Source organism: Bradyrhizobium glycinis, assembly GCF_016031655.1.
Lineage (GTDB): Bacteria > Pseudomonadota > Alphaproteobacteria > Rhizobiales > Xanthobacteraceae > Bradyrhizobium > Bradyrhizobium glycinis.
Window position 1 is genome coordinate 1 of the sequence record NZ_JACCHQ010000028.1, and the last position, 20,515, is coordinate 20,515.

The window sequence follows — 20,515 nt, forward strand, 5'->3', positions numbered from 1 at the left end:
TCGGCGACGTCGGAAGCGACCGCGATCTCGATGCGCAGCTTGGGCAGGAAGTTCACGACATATTCGGCGCCGCGATAGATCTCGGTGTGGCCCTTCTGCCGGCCATAGCCTTTCACCTCGGTCACGGTCATGCCGTGCACGCCGATCGCTGTCAGGGCCTGGCGGACCTCATCGAGCTTGAAGGGTTTGATGATCGCGACGACGAGTTTCATGGTCAGGCCTATTCCCCGGAAATGCGCCGCGCCGTATGTCCCCGGCGCTGCGTCAATCTGGCATCTTTCCGGGCAAATGGCACAAAAAAGTTGCAGATTGAAGCGGAAAAACGTTTGGCCGACGGCGGTCATGTGAACGGCCGCCTCTGTACAGGGCAGCTGTTCATCATTCACAATGCATTTTTGGCATGGATGCGGTGAACCCAGGCGTCCCGGCCGGCACATACGTAAGTTCGAGGGGGGACGTTCCATGGCGAGTTGGTTCTACGCATCCGAGGGCAAGCAGCAGGGGCCCTTTGCGGAAGGGCAATTCCGCGACCTCGTCGCCCAGGGTGTCGTGCGCTCGGACACGCTGGTGTGGACCGAGGGTATGGCCGGCTGGCAGAAGGCCGCCGAAATTCCCGGCCTGATCGGCGGCGGTGCGCCGCCGATCATGGGCGGAAGCGGCTATGGCGGCGCCGGCGGCTACGCTGCGACCACCAGCGGCGGACCACTCGGCGTCGATTTCGGCATCCTCGAATTCACCTGGCGCAGCATCGTGCTGCTGATCGGAATGATCCTCGTCATCCCGGCGCCCTGGGTCTTCGTCTGGTACACCAGATGGATCGTCTCCTGCGTGAAGGTCCCTGGGCGGCCGAACCTCAGCTTCATCGGCAATGCGATGACGATCGTGCCGTGGTATTTCGGTTTGATCGTTCTCGCCATCGCGCTCGGCTACGTCGGCAGCGAGATCCTGAGCAATTTGCTGTTCATCGTGCAGATCGTTCTCTACTGGCTGCTGATCAAATGGATGGTTGCGAACCTCGCCTCCAACGGGCAGCCGCTGGGCCTCAGCTTCACCGGTTCGATCTGGGCCTATATCGGCTGGAATCTGCTGTTCGCGATTTCCATCATCACCATCATCGGGTGGGCCTGGGTGGCCGCGGCCCAGATGCGCTGGTTCTGCCGCAACATCGAAGGTACGCGGCGCGAGATCGTCTTCAAGGGCTCGGGTCTCGACATCCTCTGGCGCGGCATCGTGGCCGGCATCCTGATGTGCTTCATCATCCCGATCCCGTGGGTGTACCGCTGGATCATGAACTGGTTCGCCTCGCAGACCGAGCTCGCGCCGCGCGGCTCGCTCAGGGCATGATCTGAATGCTTCAGGCGCTGCTGATCGCGTTTGAAGCGATTAGGCCTTCCGCTCGCGCACCGAGCCTTCCTGCGCGACGGAGGCGACCAGCGTGCCGTCCGGCTTGAAGATCGAGCCGCGGGTCAGGCCGCGGCCCGATTGCGCGCTCGGCGAATCCTGCGCGTAGAGCAGCCATTCGTCGGCGCGGAACGGGCGGTGAAACCACATCGCGTGGTCGAGGCTCGCCGGCATCATGCGCTTGTCGAACAGCGTGCGGCCATAGCGCGCCATGATGGCGTCGAGCAGCGAGAAGTCCGAGGCATAGGCGAGCGCACACATGTGCAGCGCGGGATCGTCGGGCAGCTTCGCGGCGGTCTTGATCCAGACGTGGATGCGGCCGTCGTCGATCTTCTGGCCGAAGTAACGGCCTAGCTCGACCGGGCGCAGCTCGATCGGCCGATCGGATTCGTAATAGCGGCGGATGAAATCCGGCATCTCCTTGAACATCGGCTGCTTCGCCACCTCCTCCGCCGTGAGCTTTTCCGGCGGCGGCACGTCCGGCATCCTGTCCTGGTGGTCGAACGCAGTCTCCTCCTCGGCGTGGAACGAGACCATGATCGAGAAGATCGCGTTGCCGTGCTGGATCGCGGTGACGCGGCGGGTCGAGTAGCTCTTGCCGTCGCGCAGGCGCTCGACCTGATAGATGATCGGGATCTGCGGATCGCCCGGCAGGATGAAATAGCAATGCAGCGAGTGCGGCAGCCGTCCTTCCACGGTGCGGCAGGCCGCGACCATCGCCTGCCCGATCACCTGGCCGCCGAACACCCGTTGCCAGCTCGTCTTCGGGCTGTTGCCGCGGAACAGGTTCACCTCGAGCTGCTCGAGGTCGAGGATCGCGATGAGGTCGATCAGGCCTTTGGACATGACTTGTGCTTTCGAACTGTCGTCATTCCGGGGCGATGCGGAGCATCGAACCCGAAAATCTCGAGCCCATAACCTCTGGATTCCGGGTTCGCGCGTGGCGCGCCCCGGAATGACGGAACGAAGGGCTGGCCGCCCTCGTTTCACCGCACTGTTTCGCCCAGCTCAAGTCTGCTAGCAAGACCGAGAATTGTCCGGGAAGCTTGGTATGTCGGTACAGGGTAGCATTGTCATTGGTGGCGGCGCGTTCGCGGGGCTTGCGCTGGCCTTGGCGCTGCGCCAGGGGCTCGGGCCCGAGATCCCCGTCGTCGTCGCCGATCCCGCGCTCGGCACGCGGCCGAGCCGCGACCCCCGCGCCACCGCGATCGTCGCCGCCTGCCGCCGCCTGTTCGAGACGATCGGCGCCTGGGACGACGTCCGGGACGAGGCCCAGCCGATCCTCGACATGGTCGTCACCGATTCCAAGCTGGAGGACGCCACCCGCCCGGTGTTCCTGAACTTCGCCGGCGACGTCGCGCCGGGCGAGCCCTTCGCGCATATGGTCGAGAACCGCCGCCTGATCGACGCGCTGGTGGTGCGAGCTGAGGCCGAGGGCATCGATCTCCGCGCCACCCCGGTCGCGTCCTACGACGCGCGCACTGACGGCATCGACGTGACGTTCGGCGACGGCAGCGTGATCGCGGCGGGCCTCTTGGTCGCCGCCGATGGCGCGCGCTCGAAATTGCGCGAGCGCGCCGGCATTGCCACCCATGGCTGGGAGTACGACCAGTCCGGCATCGTCGTCACCGTCGGCCACGAGCGCGATCATGAGGGCCGCGCCGAAGAACACTTTCTGCCGGCCGGCCCGTTCGCGATCCTGCCGCTCACCGGCAAACGCTCCTCGCTGGTGTGGACCGAGCGCCGCACGGAGGCCGCGCGCATCATCGCCCTCAGCGACCAGGAATTCCACGCCGAGCTCGAGCAGCGCTTCGGCCTGCATCTCGGCGAGGTCAAGGTGCTCGACAAGCCGCGGGCATTTCCGCTGTCTTATTTCGTCGCGCGGTCCTTCATCGCCGAGCGCCTCGCGCTGGTCGGCGATGCCGCCCATGTCATTCACCCCATCGCGGGCCAGGGCCTCAACATGGGCCTGAAGGACGTCGCTGCGCTGGCGGAAGTAGTGGTCGATGCCGCGCGGCTCGGCATGGATATCGGCGGGGCGGACGTGCTCGAACGCTACCAGCGCTGGCGCCGCTTCGACACCATGGCGATGGGCGTCGCCACCAACTCGCTGAACTTCCTGTTCTCAAACCAGTCGACGCTGTTGCGCACCGTGCGCGACATCGGCCTCGGCCTCGTCGACCGCGCCCCGCCGCTGAAGAACCTCTTCATCCGCCAGGCCGCAGGTCTCACCGGCGAGGTGCCGCGGCTGTTGAAGGGCGAGGCGTTGTAGCCGCAACCTCTCCTTGTCATCCCGGGGGCGCGCGTAGCGCGAGCCCGGGATCCATAGCCACAGGATGTAGTTTGGCGAAGACCGGGAATTACCAGCTCGCGTCATAACCACTCCCTTTGGTTATGGGTCCCGGGCTCGCTTCGCGCCCCGGGACGACAGCGAGAGTGTTGCATGGCCGTCGTGCAATATGGCCATCCCTTCAATCGATCTTGCGCGCCTCTTCCGGCAGCATGATCGGGATGCCGTCGCGAATCGGATAGGCGAGCTTGGCGCTGCGCGAGATCAGCTCCTGCTTTGCAGAATCGAACTCAAGCGGTCCCTTGGTCAACGGGCAGACCAGGATCTCCAGCAGTTTGGGATCGACACTGGGTTCAGGGCGTTCCGTGGGCGCGTTCATGAATGGTCTCCGTCGGTCGGGCTGCCTCTAGCATAGAAAATCCCGCCCGCCCATCGCGCTCAAGCCGAGACCATGCGCAGGATCTCGTCGAGCAGGGCCTGAAGCCGCGCGGCCGTGATCGACGGGCCTGACAGGGCGAAGCCGAGAAATGTCCAGTACAGGATCTGCGCGCGGGCCTGCGCCGTTGCCGGGCCGAGCCCCTGCTTCTGCAGCAGCTCCTCGATATAGTCGAGCCTGCGGCGGTCGATTGCACGCACCGCCGCTTGCGCGCTTGCATCGAACGCCGCCCAATTGCGCACGGCGCGCTCGAGGTCGAGCCGCGCACCGAACGATCTCCGCAGCAGCAACTTGACCGGCTCGTCGCCGGCGGCTTCGACATCGGCGATGATCCGCTCGGCCGCAATCTCGCGCCAGCGCTTCAGCACTGCGGCGTGAAACGCGGCGAGATCGGCGAAGTGCCAATAGAAGCTGCCGCGCGACACGCCCATGGCCTTGGCGAGCGGCTCGGCCTTCAAGGCCGTGAAGCCGCTCTTCGCCAGGGCCTTGAGGCCTTGGGCAGTCCAGTCGTCGGCGGAGCGCTGCTGGTTCATGTCGTTTCCCGAAAAGCGCACCATACACTAGTGTATTGACAAGCGCTTGGCTAGGCGTTATCGGACCATACATAAGCGTATGGAGGCGTTGATGCGAGATCTGCTGCTCCTGTGCGCGGGCGTCGTGACCATCGCCGTTGCCCTCATTCACGGCTACCTCGGCGAAGCCAAGGTCTTCGCCTGCGCGCGCATCGAGCCGGAACGGCTCCGCACCTTGATCCGGCTGGTGTGGCAGGCCTCGACGGTGGCCTGGATCGGCGGTGGCGTGCTGCTGATCGCGGCGCCGTGGCTGCAATCCGAGCCAGCTCGCCACTGGATCGTCGCCACCATGGCTTGGGTGTTCGGCTGCTCGGCCCTCGCCAACGCATGGGCGACGCGCGGCCGGCATTTCGGCCGGATGGCGCTCAGTGCGGTCGTCGTGATGTCGGTTGCCGGGTACTAGCTGTGCTTCCACCCGTAAGGCGTAGGGCCGCGGCGGTGCTAGCTCCTGTTAGAACGAGTCTAAACTCAACCCTAGAACTTATCTAAAGCGGATCAAGCCCGTCACCGATTGACTCCATCCCGCTCTTTGCTTCCTTCGGTGCGCTCCGCGGCCCCGCGCCGTGCCCACGAACAGGAGGATAAGCTCGTGAAGGTCATTCGTGTTGTTGCCATTGCACTGACGGTCGGGATTGGCGCGGGATCGACCGCCATGGCCGACGGTTTCAAGAATTGCACCAAGCTCGACAAGGCGTCATGGAAGCCGGCCAGCGAAGCCGAAGCCAAAGCCAAGGCATTGGGCTATGAGGTGCGGCGCTCCAAGGTCGAAGGTTCCTGCTACGAGGTCTATGGCGTCAAGGAAGGCAAGCTCTACGAGCTGTTCTACAGCCCGGAAGATCTCAGCCTGAAGCACACGATCGCCAAGTAGGTCGCAAGTCGGCCGGCTGCGCGCCGCGATCTGCGCAAAGCAGGGCTTTTAGGATGGTCTTTGCTTGATTGAAGAAGCGATGCCAGAAGCTCGCGGGGTATCCGGAAGGGTCCCCGCCGAGCGAACTGCTCCGCGCACGATCGAGGTCTGGGACCTCCCGCTGCGCCTCTGGCACTGGACTCTCGCGGCCGGCGTTCTGGCCGCGTGGTTCACGCCCACCGTCTATGACGGCCTTCACCGCGTGCTCGGCTATACGGTGCTCGGGCTTCTCGCGTTTCGTCTCATCTGGGGCTTCTGGGGCAGCCGCTATTCACGTTTCCGCATGGTCGGCGTTCGGCTGCGCGCCTCGCCTCGTTATCTCTGGAATCTGCGCCGCGGCATCACCGGCCGCTATATCGGGCTCAATCCCGCCGGCACGCTGATGCTGGTCGCGCTGCTGGTCTCGCTGGCGGTTTCGACCATCACGGGAGCGATGTCGGTCACCGTCACGTTCTTCGGCGTGTGGTGGGTCGAGGACGCGCACCATTATTCATCGGATGCCATCATCGTCCTCGTCGTGCTCCACGTCGCCGGCGTGGTGCTGATGGGACTCCTGCAGCGCGAGAACCTGGTCCGCGCGATGATCACCGGACGCAAGCGCATCCGCGGCCATCTCTAGCAATCCGCAAACGCGCGCAGCCTGTTTCCCGCGCGACCAACGCGCGCTAGCGCCCGACAGATCAAATTGTACGGACGGTGTTGGCATGCCGCTAAGCATGCGATCAGGCGCGGCACAAAATTAACGCGAAGGGCAATTAGCCGGTCCAGCATCAACAAATCGATGATGAGGCGAGACTGGATGTTCCGCGTTTTCTCCTGCCTTACGGCCGAGCACGATTGGCGGCTCGTCGTCCTCGCTGCCCTGCTCTGCTTCGTTGCCAGCATCGTCGCGGTCAGCATCTTTCACCGCGCGATCGCGACGCGCGCGAGAACCCGGTGGATCTGGATCGCCATTGCCGGCGCGGCTATCGGATACGGAATCTGGGCTACGCATTTCGTCGCTATGCTCGCCTACGAGCCCGGGGTCACGACGGGCTACGGCATCGTGTTGACGGCGTCCTCTCTCGCGGCGGCAATGCTGCTGACCTCGGTCGGTTTCGGCGTCGCGGTCGCCACGTCCGGCCGCTGGCGCGCGGCGGCTGGCGGCGTCATCATCGGTGGCGGCATTGCCAGCATGCACTATCTCGGAATGTGGGCACTTGAAGTACCGGGCCGAATCTCGTGGTCCGTGGACCTCGTGCTCCTCTCCATCGTTCTGGGCATGTGTCTCGGCTACGCGGCGCTGGCGGCCGCGCTCGCCCGTCAGGATTATCGGAGCACGCTCGCCGCGGCCATCCTGCTGACGCTCGCCATCGTGTCGCATCACTTCACGGCCATGGGGGCCGTGCAGATCACGCCGGATCCGGCGCTCGCGACCGGTACGCTTTCGCTGTCTCCGGCCTTGCTCGCGCTCGCCATCGCCGGCGTCGCATTGTCCGTGCTGGGGATGAGCCTGATCGGCGTGCTGGCCGATCGTCGTCTGGCGACCAGAACTGCCAGGTTCGAGGAGATCATCAGCCAGCTCTCCATTGCCCGGCAGCAGCTCGAAGGCTCGCAGAACGAGCTCAAGGAACAAAAGCTGAGGCTGGACACGGCCATCAACCACATGGTCGAGGGCCTTTGCATGTTCGACGCCGAAAAGCGGCTCGTCATCTGCAACGAGCGTTACGGCCGGTTGTACCGGCTGCCGCCGGAATTGCTGCGTGCGGGAACTCCGCACCGCGACATCATCAGACATCGCGTCACGAGCGGCATACTCGAAGGCGAGGCCAGCGATTTCGCCGCCGAACGGCAGATCGCCAAGCTCGATGCGCTGCCGATCCATGCCGTTTCGAGCCGCATCGACGCATTCGCCGATGGCCGGCTGATCTGCGTGACGCGGCAGCCGATGGCCGGCGGCGGCTGGGTGGCTACGCACCTGGATGTCACCGAGCAACGCCGGTCCGAAGCCAAGATCACCTACATGGCGCAACACGACGCGCTGACCGAGCTGCCGAACCGCGTGCTGCTCAAGGCGCGCCTGGAGCCTGCACTTGCCGATACGCGTGGCGGAAATCTCCATTTGGCGGTTCTCTTGCTCGATCTCGACCGCTTCAAGGAGGTCAACGACACGCTCGGACATCCGGCGGGCGACCTGCTGCTGCGCTCGGTCGCGGCGCGCCTGCTGGATTGCGTCAAGGAGACGACGTTTGTCGCCCGACTGGGCGGCGACGAATTCGCAATCGTCGATTATGTGACAAATCCGGCTGCGGACGCGGCCTCTCTCGCCGAGGCGGTCCATGGCGCGCTCAGCGAGCCGTTCGATCTTGGCGATCATCAGGTCATTGTAGGCACCAGCATCGGGATCGCCCTTGCGCCCCGAGATGGCGCCGATTCCGACACGATCCTCAGGAGCGCAGATCTTGCCCTCTACTCGGCCAAGAGCGGCGGACGTGGTGCATTCCGCTTCTTCGAGCCGGAGCTGGACCAGCTCCTGCATGCGCGCCGCAACCTGGAGCGGGATCTGCGCAAGGCGCTTGCGAGGAGCGAATTCGAGCTCCACTACCAGCCGTTCGTGAATTTGAAGAGCGGCGAGACCTGCGGCTTTGAGGCGTTGCTGCGTTGGCATCATCCCGAGCGGGGCCTGGTCTCGCCCGGCGAATTCATTCCCGTCGCGGAGGAAACCGGCTTGATCCTGCCGCTGGGGGACTGGGTCTTGAGAACCGCCTGTGCCGAAGCGGCGAAATGGCGTTCCGACCTGAAGATCGCGATCAATCTGTCTCCAGCGCAATTCAGGAGCAAGGAGCTCGTGTCGACGATCGTGGGCGCCCTGGCGGCTTCGGGGATTGCGTCAGACCGGCTCGAGCTCGAGGTCACCGAAACCGTCATCATGCACGACAGCGGGATCGTATTCGCAGCACTCAGCCAGCTGCGCGAGCTCGGGGTGCGGATTGCCCTCGACGATTTCGGCACCGGCTATTCGTCGCTCAGCTTTCTGCAGAAGTTTCCGTTCGACAAGATCAAGATCGATCGCAGCTTCGTCAGCGAGCTGTCCAGTCCGATGGAGGAGCCGCATCGGATCGCGCGGGCCGTAGTCCAATTCGCCACGAGTCTCGGCAAGACGTCCACCGCCGAAGGCGTCGAAACCGCCGAGCAGCTGGACATCCTGCGCCAAGAGGGCTGCGTCGAGGCGCAGGGCTTCCACCTCAGCCCGCCGATTCGGGCCTCGACGATCGCACGGCTGGTGAACCGAAAGGCCGAGGCCGGCGAGTATGCCGCCTAGAGCATGATCCGGACCCGAAGGGCCGCGTCAGCGCAAAGTGTGAAGCGGTTTTCCGAGAAGATCATGCTCAAACAAGGACCTAAAAGCGCGATAACGATTCGTCCGAATCTCATCGCGCTTTAGCTCGGGCGCGAGGATCACTGCAGCGGCGGATCGCCGCTGGTGCGCTTCTTGGCGAGGTCCATCTCGGTGACGGCGATCAGGATCTCGGCGCGGGTCTTCAGGTCGGGCGCCTCCAGCATCGCCTGCTTTTCCGCGGGGCCATAGGGCGACATCATCGCGAGCGCGTTGACGAGCGCCTCGTTGGGCGCGCTCTCGACGCCTTCCCAGTCGACCTTGAGATTGTTGGCCTTCAGGAAGTCCGCCAGCACGGCCAGCAGCGCCTCGCGGTCGACCTCCTCCTCGCCCCGGCGCGCGGTGAAGTCGTCGACGAAAGCGAAGAAGTCCACCTTGCACTGCCGATAGGGGGTGAGCACCTCGAGCTCCTCGACCACCTTGAAGCGAGCAACGCCGGTGAGCTCGAGGATATAGCGGCCGTCGCCGGACTCGGCGAGCTGGGTGATGCGGCCGACGCAGCCGACGCGGAACAGCGCCGGCTTATCGGAATCCTTCCGTGAATGCGCAACGTCGGGCTGGATCATGCCGATCAGGCGATGCCCGTCACGGAAGGAATCGTCGACCATCGCGAGGTAGCGCGGCTCGAAGATGTTGAGCGGCATCTGGCCGCGGGGCAGCAGCAGCGCGCCCGGCAGCGGAAAGACCGGGATGATCTCCGGGAGGTCGGCGGGCCCGCGATATTCGATGTTGATCGGCATCTGCCCGGTCCCACTGGCGTTGCTAGCGCATGATCCGGAAAAGTGTGCAGCGGTTTTTCGAACAGATCATGCTCAAAAGAGGCGTTACGAAAACAGGATCGTCGACAAACGTTTGCGGCCTTCAACGGTTGCATCATCCGTGCCGCCCCAGGCCTCGAAGAACTGCACCAGCTGTTTGCGGGCGCCGTCGTCGTTCCATTTGCGGTCGCGCTTGATGATCTCGAGCAGCTGCTCGGTCGCCGCCACGCGCTTGCCTTGGGCGTTGAGCGCGGTGGCGAGATCGAATCGGGCCTGATGATCGAGCGGGTTTGCGGCGACTTTCTGTTCCAGCTCGGCGACCGGTCCGAGCGATTTCGCCTGCTCGGCGAGATCGATCGCGGTCTGCACCGCCTTCACGGCCGGATCGTTGCGCTTGGATTCCGGCACCATGGCCAGCGTCTGCTTGGCTTGCTCCATCGCGCCGGAGACGGCGTAGCACTTCGCAAGGCCCGCAAGCGCCGCGATGTTGGTCGAATCATGCTGCAGCGCCTCGGCATAGATCTGCGCCGCCGCCGCCGCGTCGCCCTCGGCGAGCACCGCCTCGGCCTCCTGCACGATCTCGGCGACGTTGACCTCGCCCGGCGCGGTGACGCCCTTGGTCAGGCGCTCGATGAAGGCGTTGACCTGGCTCTCCGGCACCGCGCCCATGAAGCCGTCGGCCGGCTGGCCGTTGACGAAGGCGATCACGGCCGGGATCGACTGGATGCCCATCTGGCCCGGAATCGCCGGATGGTGGTCGATGTTCATCTTGACCAGCTTGACCTTGCCCTTGGCCGCCTTCACCGCCTTTTCCAGGACCGGGGTGAGCTGCTTGCAGGGGCCGCACCATTCCGCCCAGAAATCGATCAGCACGGGCTGGCGCTTCGATTCCTCGATGACGTCCTTCACGAAGGTCTGGGTGGTGGTGTCCTTGATCAGGTCGGCCGCAGCCGGGCCCGCCGCTCCGTTACCCTGGTCGATGATCGTCACGGGATTCCCTCGTCATGTCTGGAATGGCGGCTCTTTAGCACGCCGCCGCATCATATGCTTGTGGTCGGCTCCTAAATTGGGCCGAATGGGCCGAATTTCAATCCACGCGCCCCGATTCGCCGGTTCCGGGACGTTTCCGGTCGATTTGGCCAGCTTCGGGCTCCATATGGGACCCGAATTGCGAATTGATGCCGCCCGTAGCTGTTGCATTCCCCTCCCGCTTTTGGCATACGACAGCCGTTGCCGGCGCGTCACGCGACCGACACAGGATGCGGGTGTAGCTCAGTGGTAGAGCACGACCTTGCCAAGGTCGGGGTCGAGGGTTCGAGCCCCTTCGCCCGCTCCAAATTTTCTCCAAAGCATCCAGCCAAACCGGAACGGGCCGCGGTTTTCCGCGCTGGCGGCTGTTCGGGTCTCAAATGACAATTCTGGTCACAGGCAGCGCCGGCCACCTCGGCGAGGGCATCCTGCGGACGCTCCGCGGGCGCGGGTCGGTTGCCCGCGGGCTTGATCTCAAGCCTTCCCCCTTCACCGATGCCGTCGGCTCCATCGTCGATCCCGGCTTCGTGCGGCGCCAGATGGATGGCGTCACCGCCGTGATCCACACCGCGACGCTGCACAAGCCGCATGTGGCGACCCATTCCAAGCAGGATTTTGTCGACACCAACGTCACCGGCACGCTGAACCTGCTCGAGGCAGCCGCGGCGGCCGGCGTGAAGAGCTTCGTCTTCACCAGCACCACCAGCGCGTTCGGCTCGCAGCTGCGGCCCGAGGCGGGACAGGCGGCGGTGTGGGTCACCGAGGAGCTGCCGTCGGTGCCGAAGAACATCTACGGCACGACCAAGCTGATGGCCGAGAATCTCTGCGAGCTGTTCTTTCGCGAGCGCGCCCTGCCCCTCGTGGTCCTGCGGACCTCGCGCTTCTTTCCGGAGGACGACGATGATCCGGCGATGCGGTCGGCCTACGCGCTGGAGAACGCGCAGGCCAACGAGCTGCTCTATCGCCGGCTGGATATCGCGGACGCGGTGAGCGCGCATCTGCTCGCCGTCGAGCGCGCGCCCGGCATCGGCTTCGCCCGCTACATCGTTTCGGCGACGAGCCCGTTCGAGCAAGGCCATCTCGGGGCGCTGGCGCGCGATGCCGCGGGCATCGTGCGCGAGCTCTATCCGGAGTGCGTGAAGCTCTATGCGGCGCGCGGCTGGCGGCTCTTTCCCGCAATTGATCGGGTCTATGTCAACGAGCGCGCGCGGCGAGAGCTCGGCTGGCGACCCGAATTCGACTTCGCGCATGTGCTGCGCAGCCTGCGCGATAACCGCGACTTCCGCAGCACGCTGGCGCGCGAGGTCGGGTCGAAAGGCTATCACGACACGCTGTTTGACGACGGACCCTACCCCGTCGCCCCGTAAGCGCCGCGATTGCTATTTTACTCGACACTTCAGATGACTGTCCGGCGTCACCGCGAGCGGATCGACGTGCGCGGTTCTACTGTGCATGGGGTTGTTTTCGCACTTTTGTATGTGCAGCCCTCGGGTCGCCTGACAACGACGCGCCCGCGCCGAAGGGCCCCGAGGACAAGGATCCGGACCTGTCGAAGAAAGGCGCGCAGGTTGCCGCCGGCCGCCGCTGCGCCTCATGCCACACGGACAGCTATACCGGCACCAAGGCGGTGGCGCGGCTCGCCGGCCAGCGCGAGGAATATCTCGTCAAGGCACTGCACGATTACAAGGCCGGCCAGCGCGTCGGCGGCGGCGTCGCCGCGATGGCCGACGTCGCCTATCACATGAGCGATGAGGAAATCACCGCGGTCTCGCACTATCTCGCGCATTTGAAATAGCGCGGAGCCGCTTCGGCAAACTGTCGTCCTGGGGCGCGCGCTTGGGGCGCGCTTGTCCGGGACGACAGCGGTGTGTTGCGCGCACCCTACCCCGCCCGCTGTTGCTCATACGCCTTCAGATGCGTATATGCGATGCGCAGCTTCGGCACCGGCACCTTGGCGGCGTCGGCGCGGGCGATGAGGTCGCCGATGACGTGATCGGCTTCGACAGGCAGGCCCGCCTTGATGTCGCGGAACATCGATGCCGTCAACGGCGAGCCTTCGGTGGTGAGATTGCCTTTGACGCGATCGAAGAACGGGCCGCCCGGCGGATAGCCTGACGCTGCGGCAACCGCGCTGGTCTCATCCAGCATGCCGAGCAGGAAATCCCGGCCGCCGGGCGCGGCAAGGATGTTGCCGACGGACGTCCGCATCAGGCTGGTGCTTGCCGCGAGCGAGGACAGGAACACCCACTTCTCCCACATGTCCTGCATGATGTTCTGGCTGGCGCTGGCGCCATTGATGCCGCTCTTGAAGGCCTCGTCGATCGCCTTCACCCGGTCCGACATCGTGCCGTCGCGCTCGCCGTAGCTGAGCGACTGCATCGGCTGGAGCTGCACCACCTCGCGCTTCTCGTTCAAGGTCGCGGCGATGGCGCAGAGGCCGCCGAGCACGCGCTCCTTGCCGAACCTCATATCCAGCGTGTCGAGATGCTTCATGCCGTTGAGCATCGGGATGATCGCGGTGTTGGGCCCGACCGCCGGGGCGAACGACTTGATGGCGTCGTCGAGGTCGAACGCCTTGCAGCTGAGCAGCACGACGTCGAACTTGTCCTTGAGCGCGTCGGCCTGAACCGTCGGCGGGTTCTTCAAGGTCACATCGCCGTTCGGGCTCTTGATGACGAGGCCGGCGCTCGCGAGCTCGCCGGCGCGGCGCGGCCGGACCAGGAAGGTCACGTCGCGGCCGGCCTGCAACAGCCTGCCACCGAAATAGCCGCCGATGGCGCCGGCGCCGACCACGAGGATACGCATGGGAGAACTCCGCTTTTATTATTGGCGAATGGCGAATAGGGAGTAGCGAATAGTGGGTGCGATTTCCACTCGCTATTCGCTACGCGCCATTCGCGCGCTTCACTTTCCCGACACCATCTCCTCGACCTCGCGCAGCTGCTCCTTGCCGAAGAACATTTCGTTGCCGACGAAGAAAGTCGGCGAACCGAACGCGCCGCGGGCGACCGCCTCCTCGGTGTTCTTGATCAGTCTGGCCTTGACCTCGGGTTCCTGGCTGCGGGCAAACAACTTTTGCGCATCGAGGCCGGACGAGGCCAGCGCCTTCGCCGCAATCTCGGGATCGTCCATCTTCTTCGGCTCGCGCCACATGTGGTGGAAGGCGGCCTCGACATATCTCTCAAACGCGCCCTCGAGCTGCGCCGCGATCGCCGCACGCATCAGGTTCAGCGTGTTGACGGGAAAGTGCGGATTCCAGACATAGGGCTGGACATGGAAGCGCTTGATGAAACGCTCGGTCTCGATCTGCTGGAACTCCCGCTTGTTCTTGATGCCGGCGAGCGTCTCGGCCGGTGACTTGTTGTTCGTCGATTTGAAGATGCCGCCGAGCAGGATCGGCACATATTCGAACTTGACGCCGATCCGCTGTTCGATGGCCGGTATCGCCAGATGGCTGAGATAGGCGTTGGGGCTACCGAAATCGAACAGGAATTGCGGGGCGGTGCGGGTCAAAATCATTCTCCCTGGCCTGGCTCTCTGAGTTGCCTTTTCCTCATTGTGACGCAGGGCGCGCCACAGGTCCATCGTTTAATGACGGTCATAATACTTTGACGGTCAGATCAGGCGCCGGATCGCACGCTTGCGCCACACCAGGTGGTAATAGCCCGTCTGCAGGATCAACATGGTGCAGAACACGATTGGGTAAGCGGCCCATACGCCGGTCAGGCCGACCGTATGGCTGAGGATGATTGCGGCCGGCAGCTCGATTGCGGCAATCGCGAAGATGGACAGCAGCATCGGCGTCAACGCGACGCCGGCGCCGCGCATCGCGCCCGAGAACACGGTGGCGAGCCCGAACGGTACCGAGCTCCACAAGGCAATGTTGAGCAATTCCTTCGCCAGATCCAGCACGGCGCCGTCGGTGATGAAGATACCGAGCACCGCGCGCGGCGCGAGGTAGATAAGCGCCACCAGCCCGCCGGTCAGGACGATGTTGAACGCAAGGCCCGTCCGCACGATGCCGTCAAGCCGGGCTAGGTCGCCGCCGCCGACGGCCTGGGCACCGAGGATCGAGACGGCGATCGAGATCGACATCGCCGTGAACTGGGTGTAGCCCATTACCTGGTTGACGGCGCCATAGGCCGCGGTGGCATTCGAACCGAAGCCGTTGACGAGGCCGAGCAGCACAAGCTCGGCGATGGCCATCACCACCATGCCGATCGCGCTCGGCAGGCCGATGCCGAGGACTTTGCCGAGCACGGCGCCGTTCAGCCGCAGGTGACGCAGCAGCGTCGCGTCCGGCGCGAGTGCGTGCTTTCTCCGCAGCAGGTAGGCGGCCAGCAAGATCAGCGTCAGCGTGTTCGAGATCGCAGCCGCCCAGGCAGGACTGGTGATGCCGACGGCCGGCAATCCGATCGTGCCGCGGATCAGCATCGGCGTCAGGATCAAGCCGATCGCTGTCGACAAGGCCAGCGCCAGCAGCGGCGTCAGTCCATCGCCGACGCCGCGGATCATCGCCGTCATCAGCAGGAACACGAAGCCGAGCGGCATCGTCAACAGCATAATGCGCGCATAGGCGCTGGCTTGATCGAGAATGTCCGCGGGCGTCGCGAGCGCCATCATCAGTTCACGACTGAAGATGCCGCCAACGAGTGCAATCGCAATCGAGAGCAGCAGGCCGACGGCGAGTGTCGTGCCGACGATGATCTTGATCCGGTCATGCTCGCCCGCGCCGAAGGCCTGGCCGATCAGCACGGTGGCGCCGGTGCTCAGGCCGATGACGAAGGCGAACAGGAAGAACATCACCGGGAAGAACGCCGAGACCGCGGCGAGCGCGTCGACGCCGATCATCTGGCCGAGATAGACGTTGCTGACGGTGCCGAACAGCGATTGCAGCGCGTTGCTCAGAATCAGGGGTGCGAGGAAGCGGAGGAATGTGGTCCAGAGCGACTTTGCGGCAGACATGGCATTGGCCTTTCATCAGGGCGTGCGAGGCCGTTGCCGCGCAATGCGCGGCTTGGCCGTCGATGGGGTTGTGAGACGCGGCGCGCGGTTTAAGCGCGGTCGCTGTAGGCGAGCTTGACGATGTGGTCGCGGATGTCGGCCGGCCAGTCCGCGATCAGGACGGTGAAGCGTCGCCGGTCATTTGCGAACAGCGCGCGCGAGGCTTCCTCGAACTGCGGCAGATCGCCGGCCATGGTCGACATGAAGTGATAGGCCGCATCGCGCGCCTGCCGCTCGCGGTCCTTGTCGCCGCTGGCGCGCCTGGCCTCGTCGACGAGCTTGCGCAGCGCGACCGAAGCGCCGCCGGCCTGCGCGTTGAGCCACTCCCAGTGCCGCGGCAGCAAGGTCACCTCGCGCGCGACCACGCCGAGTTTCGGCCGGCCGCGTCCGCGCGGCTCTGCGGGTGCGTCAGTCGTCTCGGCTTGCGGCATGAGCGTTGCCAGCCGGGCCAGCACCTCGCGATCCTCGCCGCGCAGGTCGAAATCGATCGACCGCCCGGTGGCGTCGTCAAAGATGATGATCGGCTGGTCCAGCGGCTCTGTCGCCCGTTTCACCGCGAGCGCGACATCGCCCGCAGTGCCAGAGGCCAGCCGGCGCTGGCCGGCGAAGGCTGTGTAGGTCCCTTGCATTGGAATCATTGCCATATTTGATCGCGTTATTGGATTTAATACCCGGGTAAATTCTCCGCGTCAATATACCCGGGTGAAAATACCTGCAATGACGGCTCGACAATGTGTTCCCGGGCTGGCACCAACGGCGCGGCCGATCGACCACGCCTAAGCCCAAGTCCAAGCCTTGAGGACCCCGCGATGCTGACCGTTCACCACCTCAACAATTCCCGCTCGCAGCGTGTGCTGTGGCTGCTCGAGGAGCTGGGCGTCCCTTACGAGATCGTGCGCTATCAGCGCCAGCCGGACATGCGCGCGCCGAAGGAGCTGCGCGCCATCCATCCGCTCGGCAAATCGCCCGTCATCACCGACAACGGCAACACCATCGCCGAGTCCGGCGCGATCATCGAATACCTCATCGCCACCTACGGCAACGGACGGCTGATCCCGCCGCCGAACACGCCGGAGCGGCTGCGCTACACCTATTGGCTGCACTATGCGGAAGGGTCCGCGATGCAGCCGCTGCTGCTCAAGCTGCTGTTCACGCTGATGCCGAAGCGCGCGCCCGCCCTGCTGCGCCCGCTGGTGCGCAAGGTCTGCAACCAGGCGCTGACCGCGCTGGTCAATCCGCAGCTCAAGCAGCACATGGATTATTGGGAAGGCGAGCTCGGCAAGAGCGAATGGTTCGCCGGCAGTGAGTTCACCGCGGCCGATATCCAGATGAGCTTTCCGCTCGAAGCGGCCCAAGCCCGCGGCGGGCTCGAGCAGGGTCATCCCAAGGCGATGACGTTCCTGGAGCGCATTCACGCCCGGCCTGCGTATGCGCGCGCGCTGGAGAAGGGCGGGCCGTATCAGGTCGGGCGGTAAAGTTTCTACCCCGTCATTCCGGAGCAGGTTACTGCCCGGCTGCCTCCGCACCGCGCGTGCGCGGGTCGGCTGCGCCCAGCGGTCCGTTCGGTGTCACCATGATCGAATTCGCCGAAGTCTGCCCCATCGGCTCGACGACGAGGTGCCCCATCGCCTTCAGCTCGAGCAGCACGCCCTCGGGAAAGCCCCGCTCGACGCGCACTTCATCCGGCAGCCATTGATGGTGCAGCCGCGGCGTCGCGACCGCGGCCGCAACATCCATCTTGTAGTCGAGCACGTTGACGATCACCTGAAGCACGGTCGAGATGATGCGGCTGCCGCCGGGCGAGCCTGTCACCAGCACCGGCTTGCCGTCCCTCAGCACGATGGTCGGTGACATCGACGACAGCGGCCGCTTACTGGGTCCGGGAAGATTCGCTTCGAAGCCGACGAGGCCATAGGCATTGGAAGCACCGATTGCCGCGGTGAAATCGTCGAGCTCGTTGTTGAGCAACACGCCCGTGCCGTCGGCGACGAGGCCGACGCCATAGCTGAAATTCAACGTATAAGTGTTGCTGACGGCGTTGCCGCGGGCATCGACGACGGAAAAGTGCGTGGTGTTGCTGCCCTCACGCGGCGCGGCAGAAGCAGACACGAGCTCCTTCGAGGGCGTGGCGCGCTCGGGGGAAATGTTCGCCCGCAGCTTGGCGGCATAGTCCTTCGCGACGAGCGTCTCGATCGGCGCGTTGACGAAGGCGGGATCACCGAGATAGCGGGCGCGGTCGGCATAAGCGCGCTTCATGGCTTCGATCAACAGATGCAGCGACGCCGCCGATCCCTGCTTTAGATCGGCAAGCGGAAAGCCCTCGAGAATGTTGAGCGTCTCCACCAGCACGACGCCGCCGGACGATGGCAGCGGCATCGAGACGATGTCATAGCCGCGGTAGCTGCCACGCACCGGCGTGCGGATGACCGGCTGATAGGCCTTGAGGTCGGCCGGCGTCATGACGCCGCCGGCATCGGTCACGGCCTTGGCAAGTTTCTCGGCGACCGGCCCCTCGTAGAATCCCCGCGGTCCGAGCGCGGCGACGGCCGCCAGTGTTTCGGCGAGATCGCCCTGCACCAGCCGATCGCCTTCCCCCAGCGGCGCGCCATCCGGACGCGAGAAGATCCTGGCCGAGGAAGGCCAGCGTGCCAGCCGCCGGTGCCAGCTCGGGAGCGTATCGGCCATGTCGTCGCTGATGATGAAGCCATCGCGTGCGAGCCCGATGGCGGGCGCCAGCAGTTGCGCCAGCGTGAACTGACCCGAGCCGTATTTCTCGAGCGCGAGCGCGAGGCCGGCGACGGTGCCAGGCACGCCGATGCCGAGCGCGGAATCGCGTGACTTCGTCGCGTCGGGCTTGCCGTCGGCGCCGAGGAAGATCTGCGGCGTGGTCGCGGCCGGCGCGGTCTCGCGATAGTCGATCGTGATGTCTTCATTGCGGTCGGCGGAATGGATCACCATGAAGCCGCCGCCGCCGATATTGCCGGCACGCGGATAGGTCACCGCCATCGCAAAGCCGGTCGCGACCGCAGCGTCGACCGCGTTGCCGCCTCGCCGCAGTATCTCGGCGCCGATCTGCGCGGAGATCCTCTCCTGCGCCGCCACCATGCCTTGCTCGGCGGCGACGGCGCGCACCGCCTCGCGTGCCGGCGGGACATAGCCCTGCCGTGCGTCCTGAGCGGTCGCGGGAGCGAGAGCGAACGCCAGAATGGCTGTGAAGGCGAAGAATGTCCGCCGTGTCGAATATGATGACATCGTCAAAATTTCCGCCGCGGCCTCGGGCCAGTTCACACGCCTCACGGCAATGCTATACCGTTTGCTCAAAGAGAGGCAAAACTGTTCGTGATGAGGACCGCGTGATGACGACGATCGCCCCGGATCTGCGCGTGGCCGGCGCGCAGCGGTCTTATCCGCCGCGCGCCGCCGTCGTCAGCTGGATCTTCTTCGACTGGGCCGCGCAGCCCTATTTCACGCTGATCACGACTTTCGTGTTCGCGCCCTATTTCGCGACCAGCGTGGCGCCCAATCCCGCCGCCGGGCAGTCGCTGTGGGGCTTTGCGATGGCTGCGGCGGGCCTTGCGATCGCGCTGCTGTCCCCGGTGCTGGGAGCGATCGCCGACTCGGCCGGCCGCAGGAAGCCATGGATCGCCGGATTCGGCCTGGTGCTGGTGCTGGCATCTTGCACGCTGTGGATCGGCAAGCCGGGCGATGTCGCCGTGATTGCCCCGCTGCTTACGGCGGTGGCGCTCGCCAGCGTCGGCGCGGAATTCGCCACCCTCTTCAACAATGCGATGATGCCGACCCTGGTGCCGCCGGAACGGATCGGACGGCTTTCCGGCACCGGCTGGGCCACGGGCTACATCGGCGGCATCGTCAGCCTGATCATCGTGCTCGGCTTCCTCGCTGCCAATCCCGAGACCGGCCGCACGCTGCTCGGCTTCGCGCCGTTGTTCGGGCTCGATCCCGTCACGCATCAGGGCGACCGTGCCGCCGGCCCGCTCACCGGGCTCTGGTTCATCATCTTCGTGACGCCGATGTTCCTGTTCACGCCGGATTATCCGGCGAAGCGCCCGTTGCGCGAGGCGCTGCGCGAGGGTCTGTCGGAACTGAAGCAGTCGATCAAGAATCTGCCGAGGCAGAAATCGCTCGCGGCATTCCTGCTCGCCAACATGATCTACACCGATGGCCTGGTGTCGCTGTTCGCCTTCGGTGGCATCTATGCCGCCGGCACCTTCGGCTGGCACACGATCCAGATCGGGACGTTCGGCATCATGCTCGCGATTGCCGGCGCGCTCGGCGCGTGGCTCGGCGGCAAGCTGGATGATCGTCTCGGGCCGAAGCGCGTCATCGCCGGCAGCCTGCTGGTCCTGCTGCTGTCGGTGGCCGCGATTCTTCTGGTCGACAAGGACAGTGTCCTGTTCGTCAAGACCGCGCCGCCGCAAGCCGGCGCTCCTCTGTTCTCGAGCGCGGCCGAGCGGGCTTATCTGGTGCTGGGCTGCCTGATCGGTGCCGCTGGCGGCCCGCTCCAGGCTGCTTCCCGCACGCTGTTGATCCATCTCGCACCGAAGGATCGCATCGCGCAATATTTCGGCCTGTTCGCGCTGACGGGAAAGGTGACGTCGTTCATCGGCCCGCTCCTGATCGGCATGGTCACCGCGCTGACCGCCAGCCAGAAGGCCGGCATGGCCGTGCTCGTCGTGTTCTTCGTCGCGGGATTGGGGCTGTTGATGCGGGTGCGGGACTAG

Annotated in this window: 20 protein-coding genes, 1 tRNA gene and 1 pseudogene; 11 read left to right on the plus strand and 11 right to left on the minus strand. The window is 65.1% G+C overall.

Annotation, left to right across the window (positions count from 1 at the left end; genetic code table 11):
- Positions 1–212, minus strand: a 212-nt coding sequence (locus HZZ16_RS30025; RefSeq protein ID WP_197953518.1) for a P-II family nitrogen regulator, incomplete at its 3' end; no start/stop codon positions are given.
- A gap of 250 nt (positions 213–462) precedes the next feature.
- On the opposite strand from HZZ16_RS30025, the gene HZZ16_RS30030 reads away from it, so the two are divergent.
- On the plus strand, positions 463–1,344 hold the full coding sequence (locus HZZ16_RS30030; RefSeq protein ID WP_197953520.1) for a DUF4339 domain-containing protein: 882 nt from the start codon (positions 463–465) through the stop codon (positions 1,342–1,344).
- 39 nt (positions 1,345–1,383) lie between these two features.
- Here the strand turns inward: HZZ16_RS30030 and tesB are convergent, their stop codons facing one another.
- Complete coding sequence (gene tesB / locus HZZ16_RS30035) at positions 1,384–2,247, minus strand: acyl-CoA thioesterase II (RefSeq protein WP_197953522.1); 864 nt, start codon at positions 2,245–2,247, stop codon at positions 1,384–1,386.
- A 205-nt stretch (positions 2,248–2,452) separates the two neighbouring features.
- Between tesB and HZZ16_RS30040 the strand changes: the two genes are divergently transcribed.
- Entirely contained in the window at positions 2,453–3,673 is a 1,221-nt protein-coding gene (locus HZZ16_RS30040) for a ubiquinone biosynthesis hydroxylase (RefSeq protein ID WP_197953523.1), read from the plus strand.
- A 199-nt stretch (positions 3,674–3,872) separates the two neighbouring features.
- Here the strand turns inward: HZZ16_RS30040 and HZZ16_RS30045 are convergent, their stop codons facing one another.
- Both HZZ16_RS30045 and HZZ16_RS30050 read right to left on the minus strand, forming a co-directional pair.
- Positions 3,873–4,070, minus strand: coding sequence for a Trm112 family protein (locus tag HZZ16_RS30045; RefSeq protein WP_027535355.1), 198 nt, complete (start codon positions 4,068–4,070; stop codon positions 3,873–3,875).
- Positions 4,071–4,129: 59 nt separating this feature from the next.
- A complete protein-coding gene (locus HZZ16_RS30050) occupies positions 4,130–4,660 on the minus strand; it encodes a TetR/AcrR family transcriptional regulator (RefSeq protein ID WP_197953524.1) in 531 nt (176 codons plus the stop codon).
- A gap of 91 nt (positions 4,661–4,751) precedes the next feature.
- Between HZZ16_RS30050 and HZZ16_RS30055 the strand changes: the two genes are divergently transcribed.
- The 4 genes from HZZ16_RS30055 to HZZ16_RS30070 all read left to right on the plus strand — a co-directional run bounded on the left by HZZ16_RS30055 (position 4,752) and on the right by HZZ16_RS30070 (position 8,907).
- Positions 4,752–5,102: a hypothetical protein gene (locus tag HZZ16_RS30055; RefSeq protein WP_197953525.1), complete on the plus strand. Its 351-nt coding sequence runs from the start codon at positions 4,752–4,754 to the stop codon at positions 5,100–5,102.
- Positions 5,103–5,288: 186 nt separating this feature from the next.
- A complete protein-coding gene (locus HZZ16_RS30060; RefSeq protein WP_197953526.1) occupies positions 5,289–5,567 on the plus strand; it encodes a PepSY domain-containing protein in 279 nt (92 codons plus the stop codon).
- 79 nt (positions 5,568–5,646) lie between these two features.
- Positions 5,647–6,225 carry a cytochrome b/b6 domain-containing protein gene (locus HZZ16_RS30065; protein WP_246510541.1) on the plus strand — a complete coding sequence of 193 codons (579 nt, stop codon included), beginning with the start codon at positions 5,647–5,649 and terminating at the stop codon, positions 6,223–6,225.
- A 180-nt stretch (positions 6,226–6,405) separates the two neighbouring features.
- Entirely contained in the window at positions 6,406–8,907 is a 2,502-nt protein-coding gene (locus tag HZZ16_RS30070) for an EAL domain-containing protein (RefSeq protein ID WP_197953528.1), read from the plus strand.
- 137 nt (positions 8,908–9,044) lie between these two features.
- Here HZZ16_RS30070 and HZZ16_RS30075 read toward each other — a convergent pair whose 3' ends face one another.
- Together HZZ16_RS30075 and trxA are read right to left on the minus strand one after the other, a co-directional pair.
- Positions 9,045–9,722 (minus strand): LON peptidase substrate-binding domain-containing protein, encoded by a 678-nt coding sequence (locus HZZ16_RS30075; RefSeq protein ID WP_197953530.1) that lies wholly within the window; start codon positions 9,720–9,722, stop codon positions 9,045–9,047.
- Positions 9,723–9,806: 84 nt separating this feature from the next.
- On the minus strand, positions 9,807–10,730 hold the full coding sequence (trxA, locus tag HZZ16_RS30080) for a thioredoxin (protein ID WP_197953532.1): 924 nt from the start codon (positions 10,728–10,730) through the stop codon (positions 9,807–9,809).
- A gap of 271 nt (positions 10,731–11,001) precedes the next feature.
- On the opposite strand from trxA, the gene HZZ16_RS30085 reads away from it, so the two are divergent.
- The 3 genes and pseudogenes from HZZ16_RS30085 to HZZ16_RS30095 form a co-directional block, all read left to right on the plus strand.
- Positions 11,002–11,076: transfer RNA gene (locus HZZ16_RS30085), tRNA-Gly, on the plus strand.
- A gap of 73 nt (positions 11,077–11,149) precedes the next feature.
- On the plus strand, positions 11,150–12,136 hold the full coding sequence (locus HZZ16_RS30090; protein WP_197953534.1) for an NAD-dependent epimerase/dehydratase family protein: 987 nt from the start codon (positions 11,150–11,152) through the stop codon (positions 12,134–12,136).
- Positions 12,137–12,285: 149 nt separating this feature from the next.
- A pseudogene (locus HZZ16_RS30095) lies at positions 12,286–12,564 on the plus strand (c-type cytochrome); the annotation flags it as partial.
- 86 nt (positions 12,565–12,650) lie between these two features.
- Here HZZ16_RS30095 and panE read toward each other — a convergent pair.
- The 4 genes from panE to HZZ16_RS30115 all read right to left on the minus strand — a co-directional run bounded on the left by panE (position 12,651) and on the right by HZZ16_RS30115 (position 16,417).
- Complete coding sequence (gene panE / locus HZZ16_RS30100; protein WP_197953536.1) at positions 12,651–13,574, minus strand: 2-dehydropantoate 2-reductase; 924 nt, start codon at positions 13,572–13,574, stop codon at positions 12,651–12,653.
- 99 nt (positions 13,575–13,673) lie between these two features.
- Entirely contained in the window at positions 13,674–14,282 is a 609-nt protein-coding gene (locus HZZ16_RS30105) for a 2-hydroxychromene-2-carboxylate isomerase (RefSeq protein ID WP_197953538.1), read from the minus strand.
- Positions 14,283–14,384: 102 nt separating this feature from the next.
- On the minus strand, positions 14,385–15,734 hold the full coding sequence (locus HZZ16_RS30110; RefSeq protein ID WP_197953540.1) for an MATE family efflux transporter: 1,350 nt from the start codon (positions 15,732–15,734) through the stop codon (positions 14,385–14,387).
- 89 nt (positions 15,735–15,823) lie between these two features.
- The gene (locus HZZ16_RS30115; protein ID WP_197953542.1) at positions 15,824–16,417 is read right to left on the minus strand and encodes a DUF2239 family protein; all 594 of its coding nucleotides are present in this window, start codon (positions 16,415–16,417) and stop codon (positions 15,824–15,826) included.
- A 165-nt stretch (positions 16,418–16,582) separates the two neighbouring features.
- Between HZZ16_RS30115 and HZZ16_RS30120 the strand changes: the two genes are divergently transcribed.
- Positions 16,583–17,248: a glutathione S-transferase family protein gene (locus HZZ16_RS30120; protein ID WP_197953543.1), complete on the plus strand. Its 666-nt coding sequence runs from the start codon at positions 16,583–16,585 to the stop codon at positions 17,246–17,248.
- Between the two features lie 28 nt (positions 17,249–17,276).
- Here HZZ16_RS30120 and ggt read toward each other — a convergent pair whose 3' ends face one another.
- Complete coding sequence (gene ggt, locus HZZ16_RS30125; RefSeq protein ID WP_197953544.1) at positions 17,277–19,025, minus strand: gamma-glutamyltransferase; 1,749 nt, start codon at positions 19,023–19,025, stop codon at positions 17,277–17,279.
- A gap of 104 nt (positions 19,026–19,129) precedes the next feature.
- Between ggt and HZZ16_RS30130 the strand changes: the two genes are divergently transcribed.
- Positions 19,130–20,515, plus strand: a complete 1,386-nt coding sequence (locus tag HZZ16_RS30130; protein WP_197953545.1) for an MFS transporter — start codon at positions 19,130–19,132, stop codon at positions 20,513–20,515.